The 17813-nt window shown below is 53.2% G+C and carries 15 protein-coding genes and 1 rRNA gene; 8 read left to right on the plus strand and 8 right to left on the minus strand.

The window, feature by feature from the left end; genetic code table 11:
- Window positions 1-109 precede the first annotated feature (109 nt).
- Window positions 110-1933, minus strand: coding sequence for a ribosome-dependent GTPase TypA (gene typA / locus LBF07_RS11195; protein ID WP_023333895.1), 1824 nt, complete (start codon window positions 1931-1933; stop codon window positions 110-112).
- Window positions 1934-2311: 378 nt separating this feature from the next.
- Here typA and glnA point away from each other — a divergent pair, with 378 nt between their 5' ends.
- From glnA to LBF07_RS11215, 4 genes are all read left to right on the plus strand, one after another.
- Complete coding sequence (gene glnA / locus LBF07_RS11200) at window positions 2312-3721, plus strand: glutamate--ammonia ligase (protein ID WP_023309763.1); 1410 nt, start codon at window positions 2312-2314, stop codon at window positions 3719-3721.
- Window positions 3722-3892: 171 nt separating this feature from the next.
- Complete coding sequence (gene glnL, locus LBF07_RS11205) at window positions 3893-4942, plus strand: nitrogen regulation protein NR(II) (protein ID WP_008501857.1); 1050 nt, start codon at window positions 3893-3895, stop codon at window positions 4940-4942.
- 11 nt (window positions 4943-4953) lie between these two features.
- Window positions 4954-6366 carry a nitrogen regulation protein NR(I) gene (gene glnG / locus LBF07_RS11210; protein ID WP_023309765.1) on the plus strand — a complete coding sequence of 471 codons (1413 nt, stop codon included), beginning with the start codon at window positions 4954-4956 and terminating at the stop codon, window positions 6364-6366.
- A gap of 111 nt (window positions 6367-6477) precedes the next feature.
- Window positions 6478-6588: a YshB family small membrane protein gene (locus LBF07_RS11215; RefSeq protein WP_023333898.1), complete on the plus strand. Its 111-nt coding sequence runs from the start codon at window positions 6478-6480 to the stop codon at window positions 6586-6588.
- 72 nt (window positions 6589-6660) lie between these two features.
- Here LBF07_RS11215 and hemN read toward each other — a convergent pair whose 3' ends face one another.
- The gene (gene hemN / locus LBF07_RS11220; protein ID WP_094935271.1) at window positions 6661-8034 is read right to left on the minus strand and encodes an oxygen-independent coproporphyrinogen III oxidase; all 1374 of its coding nucleotides are present in this window, start codon (window positions 8032-8034) and stop codon (window positions 6661-6663) included.
- 188 nt (window positions 8035-8222) lie between these two features.
- Entirely contained in the window at window positions 8223-8738 is a 516-nt protein-coding gene (gene yihI / locus LBF07_RS11225; RefSeq protein ID WP_032644299.1) for a Der GTPase-activating protein YihI, read from the minus strand.
- A 577-nt stretch (window positions 8739-9315) separates the two neighbouring features.
- Between yihI and yihA the strand changes: the two genes are divergently transcribed.
- Window positions 9316-9945 carry a ribosome biogenesis GTP-binding protein YihA/YsxC gene (yihA, locus tag LBF07_RS11230; RefSeq protein ID WP_087822903.1) on the plus strand — a complete coding sequence of 210 codons (630 nt, stop codon included), beginning with the start codon at window positions 9316-9318 and terminating at the stop codon, window positions 9943-9945.
- Window positions 9946-10256: 311 nt separating this feature from the next.
- Here yihA and polA read toward each other — a convergent pair whose 3' ends face one another.
- Window positions 10257-13049: a DNA polymerase I gene (gene polA / locus LBF07_RS11235; RefSeq protein ID WP_094935270.1), complete on the minus strand. Its 2793-nt coding sequence runs from the start codon at window positions 13047-13049 to the stop codon at window positions 10257-10259.
- Window positions 13050-13489: 440 nt separating this feature from the next.
- Between polA and LBF07_RS11240 the strand changes: the two genes are divergently transcribed.
- Complete coding sequence (locus LBF07_RS11240; protein ID WP_094935269.1) at window positions 13490-14398, plus strand: acyltransferase; 909 nt, start codon at window positions 13490-13492, stop codon at window positions 14396-14398.
- 23 nt (window positions 14399-14421) lie between these two features.
- Here LBF07_RS11240 and dsbA read toward each other — a convergent pair whose 3' ends face one another.
- From dsbA to LBF07_RS11255, 3 genes are all read right to left on the minus strand, one after another.
- Window positions 14422-15045 carry a thiol:disulfide interchange protein DsbA gene (gene dsbA, locus LBF07_RS11245; protein WP_033146975.1) on the minus strand — a complete coding sequence of 208 codons (624 nt, stop codon included), beginning with the start codon at window positions 15043-15045 and terminating at the stop codon, window positions 14422-14424.
- Between the two features lie 27 nt (window positions 15046-15072).
- Complete coding sequence (locus LBF07_RS11250) at window positions 15073-16059, minus strand: serine/threonine protein kinase (protein ID WP_094935268.1); 987 nt, start codon at window positions 16057-16059, stop codon at window positions 15073-15075.
- A gap of 75 nt (window positions 16060-16134) precedes the next feature.
- Window positions 16135-16404 (minus strand): YihD family protein, encoded by a 270-nt coding sequence (locus LBF07_RS11255; protein ID WP_008501866.1) that lies wholly within the window; start codon window positions 16402-16404, stop codon window positions 16135-16137.
- Window positions 16405-16472: 68 nt separating this feature from the next.
- Between LBF07_RS11255 and mobA the strand changes: the two genes are divergently transcribed.
- On the plus strand, window positions 16473-17057 hold the full coding sequence (gene mobA, locus LBF07_RS11260; RefSeq protein WP_094935267.1) for a molybdenum cofactor guanylyltransferase MobA: 585 nt from the start codon (window positions 16473-16475) through the stop codon (window positions 17055-17057).
- Window positions 17054-17557 (plus strand): molybdopterin-guanine dinucleotide biosynthesis protein MobB, encoded by a 504-nt coding sequence (gene mobB, locus LBF07_RS11265; RefSeq protein WP_033146978.1) that lies wholly within the window; start codon window positions 17054-17056, stop codon window positions 17555-17557. Before mobA ends, mobB begins: the two co-directional genes overlap by 4 nt.
- Window positions 17558-17656: 99 nt before the next feature.
- Here the strand turns inward: mobB and rrf are convergent.
- Window positions 17657-17772, minus strand: a 5S ribosomal RNA gene (rrf, locus tag LBF07_RS11270).
- Window positions 17773-17813: the final 41 nt, after the last annotated feature.

Genomic DNA, 17813 nt, shown 5'->3' on the forward strand with positions numbered 1-17813 from the left:
AGGTAATGAAGAATTCTGGCGATCATCGAATAAAAAAGCCGCTGAGAGATCAGCGGCTTTTTAGTTGCCGGGTGGCGCTCACGCTTACCCGGCCTACGGATTGACCGTATTACTCTTCTTTCGCACCGCGCATAGCACGTTTACGGTCGTTCTCGGTCAGGTGACGTTTACGGATACGAATTGACTGTGGAGTCACTTCTACCAGTTCGTCATCATCGATGAATTCCAGAGCCTGCTCCAGAGTCATCTTGATCGGTGGAACCAGAACCGTTGCTTCGTCAGTACCGGACGCACGCATGTTGGTCAGTTTCTTACCGGTCAGGCAGTTTACGGTCAGGTCGTTAGAACGACTGTGAATACCGATGATCTGGCCTTCGTAAACTTCAGCACCGTGACCCAGGAACAGCTTGCCGCGATCCTGCAGACCGAACAGCGCAAACGCAACCGCTTTACCCTGACCGTTGGAGATCAGCACGCCGTTGTTACGCTGGCCCACTTCGCCCGGACGAACGTCGTCGTAGTGGCTGAAGGTGGAGTACAGCAGACCGGTACCGGAGGTCATGGTCATGAACTCTGAACGGAAGCCGATCAGACCACGGCTTGGGATCACGTAGTCGAGACGTACGCGGCCTTTGCCATCTGGATTCATGTTTTTCAGGTCGCCTTTACGCTCACCCAGAGCCTGCATCACAGAACCCTGGTGCTGCTCTTCAACGTCCAGCGTTACGTTTTCGAACGGCTCTTGTTTACGGCCGTCGATTTCGCGGAAGATTACTTTCGGACGGGAAACCGCCATTTCGAAACCTTCACGACGCATGTTTTCGATCAGAACAGACAGGTGCAGCTCACCACGACCAGAAACGCGGAATGCATCGGCATCCTGGGTTTCTTCAACGCGCAACGCAACGTTGTGCACCAGCTCTTTGTTCAGGCGGTCAAGGATCTGACGAGAGGTAACGAATTTACCTTCTTTACCACAGAACGGAGAGGTGTTGACGTTGAAGAACATGGATACGGTTGGTTCATCAACGGACAGGGCTGGCAGCGCTTCGACGTTCTGCGGATCGCAGATGGTGTCGGAGATGTTCAGTTCACCCAGACCGGTGATAGCGATGATGTCGCCCGCTTCCGCAACGTCACTCTCGATACGCTCAAGACCCAGGTGAGTCAGTACTTTACCGACTTTACCGTTACGGGTTTTGCCTTCGCTATCGATGATAGTAACCTGCTGGTTAGGCTTCACTTTACCGCGCTTGATACGACCAATGCCGATTACGCCAACGTAGTTGTTGTAGTCGAGCTGAGAGATCTGCATCTGCAGGGTGCCGTCGAGATCGACGTTTGGTGCAGGAACACGGTCAACAATCGCCTGATACAGCGGGGTCATGTCTTCAGCCATGTCTTCGTGGTCCAGACCTGCGATACCGTTCAGCGCAGAGGCGTAAACGATAGGGAAGTCCAGCTGCTCGTCGGTCGCGTCGAGGTTAACGAACAGGTCGAAGACCTGGTCAACAACCCAGTCAGGACGCGCGCCAGGGCGGTCAACTTTGTTGATAACAACGATTGGCTTCAGACCATGGGCAAAAGCTTTTTTGGTCACGAAGCGCGTCTGTGGCATTGGGCCATCCATTGCGTCAACGACCAGCAGAACGGAGTCTACCATGGACATTACACGTTCAACTTCACCACCGAAGTCGGCGTGCCCTGGGGTATCAACGATGTTGATACGGTAGTCATTCCATTTAATCGCGGTGTTTTTCGCGAGGATGGTAATCCCACGCTCTTTCTCCAAATCGTTGGAGTCCATCACGCGTTCTTGGGTTTCGGCACGCGCATCAAACGTACCGGATTGCTGCAGCAGCTTGTCGACCAGGGTAGTTTTACCATGGTCAACGTGCGCGATGATGGCGATGTTACGCAAATTTTCGATCACAACTTTGCCTCAGGCATTTAGAAATAGCGCGTTATTGTACACGGATTAATCGCACTACAAAACAGGATCACAAACATCCCCCGCAAACAAGTATTGCAGAGATGCTTTGTGATCGCTTTCACGGAGCGGTAAAAGGGCACTTTAACGTAAATTGCACCAATATGGTGCTCAATGTTCACATTGAAGCACTATACTGGTGCAACAAATCCATTGTGGTGCAGCCCTTTTGCACTATGGTGCGCATGATAACGCCTTTTTGGGGTGATTTAAAAGTTGGCACAGATTTCGCTTTATAAAAAATACATGGCACCAGCCAGTACAAACAGAAATTGAAGACCTCGTTACCACGACGACAATGACCAATCTGGAGAGTTAAGTATGTCCGCTGAACACGTTTTGACGATGCTGAACGAACATGAAGTGAAGTTTGTTGATCTGCGCTTCACCGATACCAAAGGTAAAGAACAGCACGTCACAATCCCTGCTCATCAGGTGAACGCCGAATTCTTTGAAGAAGGCAAAATGTTTGACGGCTCCTCCATTGGTGGCTGGAAAGGCATTAACGAATCCGACATGGTTCTGATGCCAGACGCGACCACTGCGGTCATTGATCCGTTCTTCGAAGAACCAACCCTGATCATCCGTTGCGACATCCTCGAGCCAGGCACGCTGCAGGGCTACGACCGCGACCCACGTTCTATCGCGAAACGCGCTGAAGAGTACCTGCGTTCTACCGGCATCGCAGACACCGTTCTGTTCGGGCCAGAGCCAGAATTCTTCCTGTTCGATGACATCCGCTTCGGTGCCTCTATTTCTGGCTCCCACGTGGCTATCGACGACATCGAAGGTGCATGGAACTCCTCCACCAAATACGAAGGCGGTAACAAAGGTCACCGTCCTGGCGTGAAAGGCGGTTACTTCCCGGTTCCTCCGGTCGACTCTGCACAGGACATTCGTTCCACTATGTGTCTGGTGATGGAAGAGATGGGCCTGGTTGTTGAAGCTCACCACCACGAAGTGGCGACTGCTGGTCAGAACGAAGTGGCAACCCGCTTCAACACCATGACCAAAAAAGCGGACGAAATTCAGATCTACAAATACGTTGTGCACAACGTTGCGCACCGTTTCGGTAAAACCGCGACCTTCATGCCAAAACCAATGTTTGGCGATAACGGTTCCGGTATGCACTGCCACATGTCTCTGTCCAAGAACGGTACCAACCTGTTCTCTGGCGACAAATATGCCGGTCTGTCCGAGCAGGCGCTGTATTACATCGGTGGTGTTATCAAACACGCTAAAGCGATCAACGCCCTGGCGAACCCAACCACGAACTCCTACAAGCGTCTGGTCCCGGGCTACGAAGCGCCAGTGATGCTGGCCTACTCTGCACGTAACCGTTCTGCTTCTATCCGTATCCCGGTGGTGGCTTCTCCTAAAGCACGTCGTATCGAAGTTCGCTTCCCGGACCCAGCGGCTAACCCATACCTGTGCTTCGCAGCACTGCTGATGGCCGGTCTGGACGGTATCAAGAACAAGATCCACCCGGGCGAAGCGATGGACAAAAACCTGTACGACCTGCCGCCAGAAGAAGCGAAAGAGATCCCACAGGTTGCTGGCTCTCTGGAAGAAGCCCTGCAGGCGCTGGACGCAGACCGCGAGTTCCTGACTGCAGGTGGCGTATTCACTGACGACGCTATCGATGCTTACATCGCCCTGCGTATGGAAGAGAACGACCGCGTGCGTATGACGCCACACCCGGTAGAGTTCGAGCTGTACTACAGCGTTTAATTAAAGTTGTTTTACCCGGCGTGATAAGCGCCGGGGGTAGTTGCCGTGGAAACTTTTAGCCCATCTCCGGATGGGCTTTTTTCTCCACCAACAACCTGATCTCACGCGCTTTTTACGCCGAAAACGCTATACTGCACAAAATTAGTGCAAACGACTCCAGGAGACTGCTGAATGGCAACTGGCACGCTGCCCGATGCTGGGCAGATCCTCAATTCTTTGATTAACAGCATATTGCTGGTCGATGACGAGCTGGCCGTTCATTACGCCAACCCGGCCGCGCAGCAGCTGCTCGCCCAAAGCGCACGTAAACTGTTCGGCACCCCGCTTCCTGAACTCCTGAGCTATTTTTCACTGAATATTGGCCTGATGCAGGAAAGTTTGCAGGCCGGCCAGGGGTTTACCGATAACGAAGTGACGCTGGTGATCGACGGGCGCTCGCACATTCTGTCGCTAACCGCGCAACGTCTTCCCGAAGGCCTGATCCTGCTGGAAATGGCGCCGATGGATAATCAGCGTCGACTGAGCCAGGAGCAGCTTCAGCACGCGCAGCAGATTGCCGCCCGTGACCTGGTGCGGGGCCTGGCGCATGAAATCAAAAACCCGCTGGGTGGATTACGCGGCGCGGCGCAGCTTCTGACCAAGGCGCTGCCCGATCCCGCGCTGGCGGAATATACCAACGTCATCATTGAGCAGGCGGACCGTCTGCGGAATCTGGTAGACCGTCTTCTCGGTCCGCAGCAGCCGGGAATGCACGTTACTGAAAGCATCCATAAAGTGGCTGAGCGGGTGGTGAAGCTCGTCTCAATGGAGCTGCCGGAGAACGTCACGCTGGTACGTGATTACGATCCAAGCCTGCCGGAACTGGCCCACGACCCGGACCAGATTGAGCAGGTCCTGTTGAATATTGTGCGTAATGCCCTGCAGGCGCTTGGGCCTGAAGGCGGCGAGATTATTTTACGCACCCGCACCGCCTTCCAGCTCACGTTACACGGCGTGCGCTACCGGCTGGCGGCCCGAATCGACGTTGAGGATAACGGGCCCGGCATTCCATCGCATTTGCAGGACACCCTGTTCTACCCGATGGTAAGCGGTCGCGAAGGCGGGACCGGCCTGGGCTTATCCATTGCCCGCAGTTTGATCGATCAACACTCCGGGAAAATTGAATTTACCAGTTGGCCGGGACATACCGAGTTTTCGGTTTTCCTGCCGATTAAAAAATAAAGGTGACGTTTATGCAACGAGGGATAGTCTGGGTAGTCGATGACGATAGCTCCATCCGTTGGGTGCTTGAACGCGCGCTCACTGGGGCAGGATTAAGCTGCACGACGTTTGAGAGCGGCAGCGAAGTGCTCGACGCACTCACCACCAAAACGCCAGATGTTCTGCTTTCGGATATCCGTATGCCGGGCATGGACGGGCTGGCGCTGTTAAAGCAGATCAAACAACGCCACCCTATGCTTCCGGTCATCATAATGACTGCGCACTCCGATCTGGATGCCGCAGTGAGCGCCTATCAGCAAGGGGCGTTTGATTACCTGCCCAAACCCTTTGATATCGACGAAGCGGTGGCGCTGGTTGAGCGCGCGATTAGCCATTATCAGGAGCAGCAACAGCCGCGCCACGCGCCCGATTTTGGGCCAACGACAGACATCATCGGTGAAGCGCCGGCGATGCAGGACGTGTTTCGCATTATTGGCCGTTTGTCCCGCTCGTCCATTAGCGTATTGATTAACGGTGAATCGGGAACCGGTAAAGAGCTTGTGGCGCATGCATTGCATCGCCATAGTCCACGGGCAAAAGCGCCGTTCATCGCCCTGAATATGGCGGCGATCCCGAAGGATTTGATTGAGTCCGAACTGTTCGGCCATGAAAAAGGGGCATTTACCGGCGCCAATACCATTCGCCAGGGGCGGTTCGAACAGGCTGACGGCGGTACGCTGTTCCTGGATGAAATTGGCGATATGCCGCTGGATGTCCAGACCCGCCTGCTGCGCGTGCTGGCCGACGGGCAGTTTTATCGCGTGGGCGGCTATGCGCCGGTGAAGGTGGATGTGCGCATTATCGCCGCGACCCACCAGAACCTGGAGCAACGCGTGCAGGAAGGAAAATTCCGCGAGGATTTATTCCACCGTCTGAACGTTATTCGCGTTCATCTGCCGCCGCTGCGTGAACGCCGGGAAGATATTCCCCGCCTGGCGCGTCATTTCCTGCAGGTAGCCGCCCGCGAGCTGGGCGTGGAAGCCAAGCAGCTTCACCCGGAAACCGATGCCGCTCTGACGCGTCTGGCGTGGCCGGGCAACGTGCGTCAGCTGGAAAATACCTGCCGCTGGTTAACCGTGATGGCCGCCGGGCAGGAAGTGCTGATTCAGGATTTACCGGCCGAGCTGTTTGAAGCGACCGCGCCTGAAAGCAGTACCGGGCACGCGCTGCCGGACAGCTGGGCGACGCTGCTGGCGCAGTGGGCCGACCGCGCGCTGCGTTCCGGTCATCAAAACCTGCTGTCTGAAGCTCAGCCGGAGATGGAGCGTACGCTGTTAACTACCGCGCTTCGTCATACGCAGGGCCATAAGCAGGAAGCCGCTCGCCTGCTGGGATGGGGACGTAATACCCTGACGCGCAAGCTTAAAGAGCTGGGAATGGAGTGATCGTACGCCGCTGTGTAAAGGTTATTCATTGAGCGCAAATTGCCGTTATTTTGCGCTTTACTGTTCCGATGAGTTTTGTATGATCGTGCCCGGAAATTGGGGGTGAACATCATGCTGGAAACAATCGTAAATATGCTCTCTAGCGGAGCCGCTGAAAGCCACACGCCACAGACAGCCGTTGCGGCTATGTTGTGTGCGGCGTTGGTGGGGCTGTTTAGCTAGCGAGTTGAACGTAAAAGCCGGGTGGCGGCTTCGCCTTACCCGGCCTACGTTTTGTGCATTTTGCAATGCGCCTTAAATCACCCGCGAGAACTGCTGCAGTCGCGCTTTCTGACGTAGATACGCGTCAAAGCACATGCAGATATTACGGATCAACAGACGCCCTTTCGGCGTGACCTCAATCGCGCTCTCCGACACATCCACCAGCCCGTCTTTCGCCAGCGGTGCAATCAGCTTCAGGTCTTCCGCAAAATAATCGCTGAAGTGCAGATCCCACTGCGACTCAACGTCGCTGAAATCGAGACGGAAGTTGCAGATTAGCGCCTTAATCACATCGCGCCGGATGCAGTCGTCGCGCGTTAACGCGATGCCGCGCCACAGCGCGTTGCCCGTTTCATCAACCTGCTGGTAGTAAAGCTTCAGCTCTTTCTGGTTCTGCGCGTAACAGTCGCCAATCATGCTGATAGCGGAGACGCCCATCCCCAGCAAATCGGTATCGCCCTGGGTTGTGTAGCCCTGGAAGTTGCGGTGCAGAACGCCTTCACGCTGCGCAATCGCCAGCTCGTCATCCGGACGGGCAAAGTGATCCATCCCGATAAACTGATAGCCGGTTTCGGTCAGCGAGGTAATGGTTTCCTGCAGGATATCCAGCTTCTGCTGGGCAGAAGGAAGATCGGCATCTTTGATTTTGCGCTGAGCGGCAAAGAGCGTCGGCAGATGCGCATAGTTAAAGACGCTCAGGCGGTCCGGGTTGAGTTCGGCCACGCGCTTCAGGGTGAAGGCGAAGCTTTCCGGCGTTTGCTTTGGCAGGCCGTAAATCAGGTCAATATTGGTCGAGGTGAAACCAATCTCGCGCGCGTGATTGAGTAAGGCAAAGATAAATTCTTCGTCCTGCTCGCGGTTCACCAGACGCTGAACCTCTTTATTGAAATCCTGCACGCCCATACTCAGACGATTGAAGCCTTCGGCGCGTAAGTGTTCCAGTACATCCAGCTCAATTTCACGCGGATCGACTTCGATCGAGATTTCAGCGTCGGCGTTAAAACTGAAATTGCCGCGCAGCAGGGTCATCAGGCGGCTGATTTGCGCTTTATTCAGATAGGTTGGCGTACCGCCGCCCCAGTGCAGCTGGCTGACGTGACGGCCAGCAAAAAGCGGCGCGCGATGCACAATTTCTTGTTCAAGCGCATCAAGATATTGGTCGGCTTTGTGCTGCTGACGGGTAACGATTTTATTGCAGCCGCAGAAGTAGCAAAGCTTGTGGCAGAACGGAATATGGACGTAGAGCGACAGCGGACGCTCAGGATAGCGCGCGACAGCCTGCTGGAAATCAGCCTCGCCGAAGGCATCGGAGAACTCCAGCGCGGTGGGGTATGACGTATAACGCGGCCCGGAATAGTTATATTTCTGGATTAGGGCCAAATCCCAGTCGATAGTTGGTGCTGACATGCTCACTCCTTCCGTTGGTGTCGCGTTCGTATACGGCGGCCCGTTCTGGCCCCATCGCGGGCCATCATTCGGGTGCGCAGCCACTTCTGTCGCCGCGACAACCGCCGTAGTTTAACGAATAACCACACCAGATAACATATAACCGGAAGGGTTATAAGCAGGACTATCGTGCCTGCCGGGTGCAAATGTTAGTTTCCACCCTTCAGAAGACGCATCATATCTTCCTGCTTCTCGTCTTCTTCTTCATCTTCGTCATCGTCGTATGACAGGCCCAGCTTCTGCATCAGTTCATCGATACGATCCAGTTTGGCATCCACCCATGACTGCTCTTCAGCGGTCAGGGTTTCACCCTCTTCAAGACGTTCCAGCAGCGCGTCCAGGCGCTCATCGTTCTCCAGCAAATCCAGCTCAGCCTGCGGTGAAAGCATAGGTTTCTCGCTCTTTGGTTTGTGCTGCTTAGTGACCGGGGTGTCTGTCACGCCCAGTGGAATGGGAGTTTTACTGCCGATACGAGGGTCTTTCTGCTGTTTGCCTTTTGCAGATGCACCCGCTGCACCACCACCGTTGGCACGGCTACCCGCAGCGTGACCGCGATGTTTTTTGTCGCGTTTGCGATCGCGCGCTTCCTGGTTCAGTTCTTCGCGCGTTTTGCGGCGTGCTTTTGCAGGGCGTTTCGCGCCCGCAGCGGAGGTTGGTTTTTTCATGATGTTTTATCTTTAAGTCGTTTTCTTCAGTATAGAATTGCGGCGAAATCTAGCAGAAAGCAAGCAAAGAAAAAAGGCGACAGAGCAATCTGTCGCCTTTTTTCCTGACTCACAACCCTTAGCGGGTCAGACTTTCCGTGTTTGCCAACAACAAACCCTGTTTATCCCTTGGCTAATACCGTCCGTGATACGGTTCCATTTCCTTTTAAAACGCCTCCAGGCGTTGGTCATCCTGACAATCCTGCGTCTTCGCCTCCTGGCGCTCCTGACCCTAATCCTTAAGTCGATTTCCTGTTGGCTTCCTCGCCCTGACGCACACTTTACCTTGTTCCGTTAAACTAACAAGCAACGAAACGGTACAAAAAGGATTTTTCAGACAATTACCCGGAAATAAGCTTATGATTTAAAACAGTTTGGCTTTTTTGACGCCTGCGAATTCTCTGAAATCTCCCATAGCATCACTGGCCGATCTCTCACACCGGTTGGGGCATTCGCCTACAGCTCATAGCAATCAGAAAAGCCTTTTGGCTGCATTCGGGTATAATCCCCTTCAGATTACGATTTTGGAGACGACCACGTGACTACCTGGAACTACCAACAGACGCATTTTGTCACCAGTGCGCCCGATATTCGCCACCTTCCTTCTGATACCGGTATTGAAGTGGCATTTGCTGGCCGCTCCAATGCGGGGAAATCCAGCGCCCTGAATACGCTGACCAATCAGAAGAGCCTGGCGCGTACCTCAAAAACACCTGGCCGTACCCAGCTGATCAACCTGTTTGAAGTCGCAGAGGGCAAACGCCTGGTCGACTTACCGGGCTACGGTTACGCGCAGGTACCGGAAGAGATGAAAATCAAGTGGCAGCGTGCGCTGGGTGAATACCTGGAAAAACGCCTGTGCCTGAAAGGTCTGGTGGTGCTGATGGATATTCGCCATCCCCTGAAAGATCTGGATCAGCAGATGATCGACTGGGCTGTAGCAAGCGATATCGCCGTGCTGGTGCTGCTGACGAAAGCCGATAAGCTGGCGAGCGGCGCGCGTAAAGCGCAGGTGAATATGGTTCGCGAAGCGGTGCTGGCGTTCAACGGTGATGTGCAGGTTGAGCCGTTCTCCTCGCTGAAAAAGCTGGGCGTGGACAAGCTGCGTCAGAAGCTCGATACCTGGTTTAGCGAGCTGGAACCCGCGACGGAAGCGGAAGAAGCGTAATACCGAGCGCGGCGATAGCCGCGTTTTTTTTGCCTGAATTTTTCTTTGCCGCAATAAAAAACGCCCCAGTCATTACTGACTGGGGCGGCTAAAATATTCAGCCAAATCCGATTACGTGAAGTAAAAGGTCTGAAAGATAGAACATCTTACCTCTGTACCCTACGCCGACAACTCTACCCCTTTTTGTGCTGCAGAAAAAGCACTTTTTGTAGTTTTTTTTCATTCTTTACATAGGGAATTCTAATGATTGTCACAAAACGCGCGTTGTTATGTTGCAAACTTACATAAAAAGCGCGTTATGCGAAGAACCCTTAGTGAGCCTGATCCCAGTTTTCGCCACTTCCCACTTCCACCAGCAACGGCACGTCAAGCGTCATGCTGCTTTCCATCAGTTCGTGGATCTTCTTCGACACGGCGTCGAGGTCGTCTTTGTGCACTTCAAATACCAGTTCATCGTGTACCTGCATGATCATCTTCACGCGAGGCTTCTCTTTTTCCAGCCAGGCATCAACGGCGATCATTGCACGCTTAATAATGTCCGCCGCGGTACCCTGCATCGGGGCGTTGATCGCCGCACGCTCTGCGCCAGCGCGACGCGCCGCGTTGCTGGATTTGATGTCCGGTAGGTAGAGGCGGCGGCCATCCAGGGTTTCGACGTAACCTTTTTCCTTCGCCTGCGCGCGGGTGCGTTCCATGTATTCCAGCACGCCCGGATAACGCTCGAAGTAGAGATCCATATACTTCTGCGACTCTTTGCGCGGAATGTTGAGCTGGCGCGAAAGACCAAATGCACTCATGCCGTAAATCAGACCGAAGTTGATCGCCTTAGCACTGCGGCGCTGCTCGTTGGTCACGCTGTCCAGCGGCAAGCCGAAGACTTCCGCCGCAGTTGCCCGGTGGATATCCTTCCCTTCAGCAAACGCGGTCAGCAGGCCTTTGTCGCGGGACAGATGCGCCATAATGCGCAGCTCAATTTGCGAGTAGTCAGCAGAGACAATCAGATAATCCTCTGGTGCGATGAAAGCCTGGCGAATACGGCGGCCTTCTTCGTTACGTACCGGGATGTTCTGCAGGTTGGGATCGGTTGATGAGAGACGACCAGTCGCCGCGACAGCCTGATGGTACGACGTGTGCACGCGGCCCGTTTTCGGGTTGATCATCAGCGGGAGCTTGTCGGTGTAGGTAGACTTCAGCTTCGCGAGGCCACGGTACTGCAGAATCACTTTTGGCAGCGGGTAATCCAGCGCCAGCTCTTCCAGCACCTCTTCAGAGGTTGACGGCGCGCCGCCAGGAGTTTTCTTCAGCGGCTTGATGCCCTGCTTTTCAAACAGAATGGTTTGCAGCTGCTTCGGCGAAGAGAGGTTAAACGGCTCGCCTGCAAGCTCATGCGCTTTTTGCTCGAGCTCGGTCAGACGCTGCGCCAGCTCCCCGGAGTGGTTATGCAGCACCGTTGGGTCAATCTTCACGCCGTTGCGTTCAATGCGGGACAGCACGGGCACCAGCGGCATCTCGATATGCTGGAACACGTTCAGCGGACCTTCATGCTTCTGCAGTTTTGGCCACATCTTCAGGTGCAGCTGCAGCGTGACATCTGCGTCTTCCGCCGCGTAGCGCCCCGCTTCTTCCAGAGCAATCTGGTTAAAGGTGAGCTGATTTTTCCCTTTACCGGCAATCTCTTCAAAGGTGATCGTTTTGTGCTTGAGCCAGCGGTCAGACAAGGAATCCATATCATGGCGGCCCGCGACGCTGTCCAGAATGTAGGATTCAAGCATGGTGTCGAAGGCAATCCCGCGCAGTTCAATGCCGTAGTTTTGCAGAATGCCGCGGTCGTACTTGAGGTTTTGTCCAACCTTGAGCGCCTTTTCGTCTTCCAGGATCGGCTTCAGCAGTTCAAGCACGCGTTCACGGGAGATCTGCTCCGGCGCATCCAGGTAATCGTGCGCCACAGGGACGTAGGCGGCAATACCAGGCTCTGTCGCAAATGACAGACCAATCATATTGGCAGAGATGTTATCGAGGCTGTCGGTTTCGGTATCAAAGGCAAAGACGGGCGCCTTTTTCAGTTTCTCGATCCAGGCAATTAGCTGTGACTCTTCAAGAATGGTTTCGTAGTTGTCGAAGGAAAGCGCCACGGCTTCTTCTTCCGCCTGCTCTTCTGCGTCAACGACGATCGTCTCCTTCGGCTTTGCAGCAGGTTTGGCCCCTTTCGCCTGCAGCCATTTACCGGCTTCCACGTCAGCCGTCCAGCGCTTGAATTCGTATTTCTTAAACAGGCTCAGCAGATCGTCAGCGGAAGGCTGTTGCACTTCAAGCTGCTCACAGCCCAGCTCCAGTTCGACATCGGTTTTGATTGTGGCCAGCTTATAGGAGAGATAAGCCACCTCTTTGTTCTCTTCCAGTTTTCCGGCCATGGTTTTTGCGCCACGGAAGGAGAGCCCGGCGATTTTGTCTGGCTCCGCGTAGAGCGTATCCAGACCACCCAGCCCCTGGAGCAGCGCCTGCGCGGTTTTTTCACCGACGCCAGGGACACCCGGGATGTTATCCGAGGAGTCGCCCATCAACGCGAGGAAGTCGATAATCAGCTCAGGCGGCACGCCGTACTTTGTGACCACTTCTTCTGGCCCCAGAATGGTGTTGGTCATGGTGTTAATCAGGGTGATGCCTGGCGTCACCAGCTGCGCCATATCTTTATCACCGGTGCTGATCAGCACAGGACGCCCCATCTTTTCTGCTTCACGCGCCAGCGTGCCGATGACGTCATCGGCTTCAACGCCAGAGACGGCCAGCAGCGGCAGCCCCATCGCTTTTACCATGGTGTGCAGCGGCTCAATCTGCGCGCGCAGATCGTCAGGCATTGGCGGACGGTGAGATTTGTAATGCTCAAACAGTTCGTCGCGGAAAGTTTTACCTTTCGCATCAAAGACCACAGCCGCATGGGTTGGCTGATACTGAAGGATCAGGCTGCGCAGCATGTTCAGCACGCCGTACATTGCGCCGGTGGGTTCCCCTGCGCTATTGGTCAGAGGAGGAAACGCATGATATGCCCGATACAGGTAAGAAGAGCCATCGACGAGAATAAGAGGGTTTTCTGGGATCTGAACCATAATGTCCGTGCCTTTAATCAATTTATGGGTAAAGGATGCCACAGAAGGATGAAAACATCAGGTATTAGCGCCAGATACAGGAAAAGATTTTGCGATCGTGAGGATCGCTCGCAAAAATCAAACTGTGGATAAGTTTGTGTATATTTTCACTTCATATGAATAACAGACGTAAAAAATACATATGCGTTAATTTTTAGATCTTAATTATCATGCTGTTATAGCATTAGATCTTATCTATATGGTCAACTGATGGCAATTTAGTCTATGTGGATATAAGCCTTGTTAAGCGCGCAATCACAGAGAAATCGTCTGCGACAGGGTAAAAGCGGCCAAATCATCACGTCAAAGCGCCATTAATTTGTCTGTTTTCTGGTAAAATCAGCGCCCGGCGTTGCATAGCCGACCGCTCACTTACAGCTAACTACCTGAAAAAGCTCATCATGCCGAGATTGCTCGCAGCAATAACATTACTGTTAAGCATCATTTTAACTATCCTGGTGACTGTCGCCTGCTCTGTGCCGATCATCATCGCCGGGATCGTTAAACTGCTGCTGCCTGTTCCCATGGTGTGGCGAGCCGTGTCCGCATTTTGTAACTTCATGATGTACTGCTGGTGCGAAGGACTGGCGATACTGCTGTGCCTGAACTCGCATCTGAAGTGGGATATCAAAGGGCTGGAGAGTCTTAACAAGAAGAACTGGTATCTGCTGATCTGCAATCACCACAGCTGGGCGGACATCGTGGTGTTATGCGTACTTTTTCGCAAACACATCCCGATGAACAAATATTTTCTGAAACAGCAGCTCGCCTGGGTGCCTTTTATCGGGCTGGCCTGCTGGGCACTTGATATGCCGTTTATGAAACGCTATTCGCGCAGCTATTTGATTCGTCATCCCGAGCGTCGCGGCAAAGATGTGGATACCACGCGCCGTTCCTGCGAAAAGTTTCGCGCGCATCCTACGACCATCGTGAACTTTGTTGAAGGCTCCCGGTTTACGGAAGAGAAGCATCAACAAACTCGCTCCCCTTACCAGCACTTGCTGCCGGCAAAGGCTGCGGGTATTGCGATGGCGCTTAACGTGCTGGGATCACAGTTCGATAAACTCCTGAACGTCACACTCTGCTATCCGGAAAACAATAAGACGCCGTTCTACGATATGCTCAGCGGCAAACTGACGCGCATTGTTGTGCGTGTCGATCTGGTTCCGATAGATGCCGGGCTGCACGGTGATTACGTTAACGATAAGAATTTCAAGCGTCGTTTCCAGCAGTGGCTTAATACGCTCTGGAAAGAGAAAGACGAACAGATAGACAATATTAAATCTTCATACAAAAACGCCGGTCAGTGACCGGCGTTTTTACATCCGCGAAATTACTTCTTCTCAACCAGGTATTTCACGGTATCAGCATACTGCTGTACGAAGATATCCATGCTGCTGGTGTCCATGCCCTGCATGTTCAGCTGGTATTTGCCGTTAACAAACATCGCCGGAACGCCCTGAAGCTGGAGGTCAGCAGCCGCTTTTTCCTGCTGAGCAACCAGAGATTTCACCACAAAGCTGTTCCATGCTGCGTCATACTCTTCCCCTTTCACGCCGGCATCAACGAACACTTTACGGATATCCGCAGTGGTCTGCACGGTCTGGGTTTTCTGTACGGCTTCAAACATTGGCGCAGTGATCTTATCTTCCACGCCCAGTGCCATCGCAACCGCCCACGCCTGGGTCAGGTCTTTACCCAATGGGCCCAGGAACTCGACGTGGTACTTGGTCATTTTGGTGCCTTCTGGCAGCTTTTTCTTCACGTTGTCAGAAACATGCAGAACCTGCTCGAACTGATAGCAGTGTGGGCAATAGAACGAGAAGAACTCCAGAACCTGTGGCTCGCCAGCAACCGGTTTGTCCAGCGTGATGAACTGTTTGCCGTCGGTAAACTGCGCAGCAGAAGCGCTAAATGCCAGAATCATACCTGCCAGCGCCAGCCAAATTTTTTTCATGATTAACTCTCTCCTGGGTGTGTCCAATTAATACATCGGCGTTAATTGCAGAGGGGGTTCCTGAAGAACCTTGACCTGCTCAGTAAATGTAGATATCTGGCTACGCCAGTAATCCTCTCCGGTAAGCCACGGGAAATTCCGGGGAAATGCGGGATCGTCCCAACGCCTGATTAACCATGCGAGATAATAAACAAAACGCATCGCACGTAAAGGCTCAATCAGGGCAATTTCGTCTGAATTAAACGGGCTAAATTCTTCATAAGCTTCAATAATGGTTTCAAGCTGCATGCGTTGCTCGGCTTTGTCGCCATTGAGCAACATCCACAGGTCCTGAACCGCTGGCCCCATACGCGCATCATCGAGATCGACAAAAAGCGGGCCATCACGCCAGAGGATATTTCCGGCATGACAATCGCCATGCAGGCGCAGGACAGAAATATCGTCGCGCCAGCAGGTTTTAACAGCAGCAATGAGCTTATCGGTGGCGTTGAGGAAATCATCCTTTAACGCAGTGGGAATCATGGCAGACGTTTCGAATATTCCGCGCGGCTCAAGAAGGTATTCCTGAATCCCGATAGTCGGGCGGGCAATAAAGGCTTTTTTGCGTCCCGTCTGGTGTATGCGCCCAAGATAGCGGGCAATCCACTCCATCTGATCAATATTATCCGCTTCAAATTGGCGGCCACCCAGGCTCGGGAATACAGCGTAGTAAAACCCTTCGTGCGTGAGGAGCGTTTGGTTATTGAATTTTAGCGGTGCGGCAACGGGAACATCGTCATCCAGCAGATCGTGAGCAAACTGATGCTCTTCCTGAATTTGTTCTGCGGACCAGCGTTCAGGACGATAGAATTTTACGACGAAGCGCTGACGATCCTCATCCTGAAACTGATAGACGCGGTTTTCGTAGCTGTTTAACGGTGTTAGCCCGGAATCCACCCGAATACCCTGTTCAAACAGGGCATCCATAATGGTGTCCGGGTGTAATGTCTGGAAAGTAAAAGCCTGGTCGTTCATCCGATCATCCGGAAATTATACGAATGATTCAGGATATCATCTTGTGGCGATTTCGGTGCCGCCGCTTACAAGCTTTTACTCTTTAATTACGCCTCGGGCGCGCAGTAATGCGGTCTTAAAATCTTCCTCATAATCTTTCTGAATACCAGGAATAACAGCATCTTTGGCAGAGTCACGCATTTTAAGGTGATAGATCAGGATGTCGTCAGAAAGGTCTGCCAGATCGCCGTCAAAACCTGACTCTTTCGCCAGTTTCTGTAAAAATTGCATCAGATTTAGCTCTGGCTCTTTTTGCCAGGCGGGCTGGAGGAGTTCAATAACTTCATTCAGACGTTTACATTTCATGGTGGTGCTCCTTTCATTTAGAGTGACACGTTAGCAGGGTCAATCCCACAATAAAAGAGGCGATATTCGTGAATCTTAGCCAGGAAATCATTGGGGTCGTTCTAGCAGGTGGCAGAGCGACGCGAATGGGGGGAAAAGATAAGGGGCTTCAACGCCTGAACGGCAAACCCTTGTGGCAATGTGTCGCTGATACGCTCGCAGGCCAGGTGTCGACAATGGCCATCAGTGCTAACCGGCATATCGACACTTACCAGCTCAGCGGGTATGCCGTTTATCAGGATATCCTTGAGGATTACCCGGGACCGCTGGCCGGCATGCTTTCGGTCATGCAACAGTCTCACGGAGAGTGGTTCATCTTCTGTCCCTGCGATACCCCGTTTATTCCGTCCTGTCTTGTCGAACGTTTGTTGCTGCTTCGGGGTACGGCTCCTGTGGTTTGGGTACATGACGGCGAGCGTGATCATCCTGCTATCGCATTGATGCACCGATCCCTGGCGCCAGCCCTGCAGTACTATCTGGCTGCGGGAGAGCGCAGGGTGATGGCTTTTATGCGCGAGTCTGGCGGTCATCCCGTTGATTTTAGCGATTTAAAATCAGCATTTGTGAATGTGAATACGCCTGACGATTTGCAGATGATGCAGGAGAAAAGATGATACCTGTTGTCGCCATTTCTGCCTGGAGTGGGACCGGAAAAACCACTCTGCTGAAAAAGCTCATTCCTGCGCTTTGTGCCAGAGGTATCCGTCCAGGATTGATTAAACATACCCACCATAATATGGATGTCGATAAACCGGGCAAAGATAGCTATGCGTTGCGTAAAGCGGGTGCAGCGCAAACGATGGTGGCAAGTACTCAACGCTGGGCGCTGATGACAGAAACGCCGGATGAGGCACCGCTGGATCTCGCTTATCTGGTCAGCCGGATGGATCACGCCACGCTGGATCTGGTGCTGGTCGAGGGATTTAAGCATGAGGCCGTGCCTAAGATCCTGCTGTTCAGAAGCGATGCCGGGCATGATTTCAGCGAATTAACGCTGGATGAGCATGTGATTGCGGTGGCCAGTGATGTTGTATTGCCGCTTGAAGTTCCGATGCTGGATTTAAATGATGTGGATGGGATTGCGGAGTTTATTGTGGAGTGGAGTGCGATCTGACTTGCCGGGTGGCAGCTTTGCCTTATCCGGCCTACAAATCTCTGTGATGCTTAAACGCAAAAAGGCCATCCTTTCGGATGGCCTCTCTACTTATTTGATGCCTGGCAGTTCCCTACTCTCACATGGGGAGACCCCACACTACCATCGGCGCTACGGCGTTTCACTTCTGAGTTCGGCATGGGGTCAGGTGGGACCACCGCGCTAAAGCCGCCAGGCAAATTCTGTTTAATCTGTATCAGGCTGAAAATCGTGTCTG

It is taken from the genome of Enterobacter cloacae complex sp. ECL352, assembly GCF_020149545.1.
Classification (GTDB): Bacteria; Pseudomonadota; Gammaproteobacteria; order Enterobacterales; family Enterobacteriaceae; genus Enterobacter; species Enterobacter asburiae_B.